Raw genomic sequence first — 563 nt, 5'->3', positions numbered from 1 at the left:
ATGGAGAGCAAAAAGGCCGACCAAAATAAGGGGGCTAGGAAATGAGCGAATCACTAACGATTGCACAAGGACAAGTGCAACACGCAGCCAATCATACTCAGGTCGTGGAATGGTCTTATGACATCTATACTCGTGAGTTTGAATGCGACCAACCAAGCATGGCCAATGCTTTTGGCTTTAAACGTCCGATTAACAGTTTAGATGAGCTGCTTCAATATATGTTGATGGGGCAGCAAGAGGCTTGTCGTCAACGCATTGCGGACGTCGAATTTATGGGTGGGCAAGGGCATTTTTCTTGTTGCTTAATGCCTAATGACGCCAAGCTCATTCATGTCACCATGAGTTTTGAAAAGCTCAACGAGCGGATTGTTCAAGGCACAATCATTCCTCAGCTGACCATCACTGGGTGTGAAGAGCTGGCGAAGATTCTTGAAACCATCTTCGATTTGCCAAACGTCGGTGTACTCGTTGCCGATGAAGACACGCGTATTCTTGGTTGCAATCGTGCCTTTGAGCTTCAGATGGGGTATCAAAATCGTGATCTCGTTGGGTTAAAAACCTAC

1 protein-coding gene is annotated in these 563 nt (G+C 46.2%); it reads left to right on the top strand.

All coding sequences use genetic code 11. The annotated features are described in order from the left end of the window. Positions 1–41 precede the first annotated feature (41 nt). On the top strand, positions 42–563 hold a 522-nt coding region (locus R7R78_RS28470; RefSeq protein WP_225474896.1), incomplete at its 3' end, for a PAS domain-containing protein.

The sequence above is a fragment of the Vibrio sp. 2134-1 genome (assembly GCF_033339495.1).
Note: the sequence above shows the minus strand (reverse complement) of the source record. Positions and strands in the feature narration are given on the sequence as shown.